We start from the raw sequence: 1,431 nt of genomic DNA, 5'->3' as shown, positions 1-1,431 counted from the left end.
GATGCAAAAACACGCTTTGACTGCAATCGCAGTCGCGCTCCTTGCCACGGGGTGCACGATGGCGCCGCATTACAAGCGGCCCGACGCGCCCGTCGCGCAGGCGTACCCGGCCGGCGGCGTCTACGCGACGCAGCCGGCCGCGGCCGGCGCGCGCAGCGCGAACGGCCAGGCGGCGACCGCCATCGGCTGGCGCGAGTTCTTCGTCGATCCGCGCCTGCAGCGGCTGATCGAGATCGCGCTGAAAAACAACCGCGACCTGCGTGTGTCGGTGCTGAACATCGAGGCGGCGCGTGCGCAGTACCAGATCACGCGCGCGGGGCTGTTCCCGACGCTCGACGGTACGGGCACGGGCAACATCCAGCGCTATCCGGCCGGGGTGTCGCAGACGGGCCAGCCGCTGATCTCGCGCGTCTACAACGTCGGGCTGTCCGCATCGTGGGAACTCGACCTGTTCGGCCGCGTGCAGAGCCTGAAGGATCAGGCGCTCGCGCAGTACCTGTCGACGTCGTACGCGCGGCAGGCGTCGGAGATCTCGCTGGTGTCGCAGGTGGCGGATCAATACCTGACGCTGCTGTCGACCGACGATCTGCTGAAGGTCACGGAAGACACGCTGAAGACCGCGCAGGCGTCGTACGACCTGACCAAGCTGCAGTTCGACAACGGCACGGGTTCCGAGCTCGAGTTGCGTCAGGCGCAGACGGTGGTCGAGACGGCGCTCGCGAACCAGCAGGCGCAGGCCCGTGCCCGCGCGCAGGCGTTGAACGCGCTGGTGCTGCTGATCGGCGAGCCGCTGCCGGACGATCTGCCGGCGGGCCTGCCGCTCGATGCGCAGAACCTGCTGACGGACGTGCCGGCCGGGCTGCCGTCGGATCTGCTCACGCGTCGTCCGGACGTGATGCAGGCCGAGCAGACGCTGCTGGCCGCGAACGCGAACATCGGCGCGGCCCGCGCGGCGTTCTTCCCGAAGATCTCGCTGACGGCCGCGTTCGGCACCGCGAGCCCGACGCTGGGCGGCCTGTTCAAGGCCGGCACGGCGGCGTGGTCGTTCGCGCCGAACATCGCGCTGCCGATCTTCGAGGGTGGCTCGAACATCGCGAACCTCGATCTCGCGAACGTGCAGAAGCGCATCGAGATCGCCAACTACGAGAAGGCGATCCAGTCGGCATTCCGCGAAGTGTCGGACGGGCTGGCCGCACGCGGCACGTACGACCAGCAGATCGCGGCGCTCGAGCGCAACGAGCACGCGCAGCAGCGTCGCTTCGATCTGTCGGACCTGCGCTACAAGAACGGTGTGGACAGCTACCTGTCGGTGCTGACCGCGCAGACGGATCTGTACTCGGCGCAGCAGTCGCTGATCAGCGCGCGTCTGGCACGCTGGACGAACCTGGTCGACCTGTACCGCGCACTCGGCGGCGGCTGGATCCAGCGCGC

General features: G+C 68.8%; 1 protein-coding gene. It reads left to right on the top strand.

The features are described from left to right. Nucleotide 1: 1 nt before the first annotated feature. Nucleotides 2-1,431: efflux transporter outer membrane subunit (locus WS89_RS13280; RefSeq protein WP_059791412.1), on the top strand; the 1,430-nt coding region annotated here is incomplete at its 3' end.

The organism is Burkholderia sp. MSMB1072 (assembly GCF_001524725.1).
GTDB lineage: Bacteria > Pseudomonadota > Gammaproteobacteria > Burkholderiales > Burkholderiaceae > Burkholderia.
This window is presented reverse-complemented; position numbering and strand designations above follow the sequence as displayed.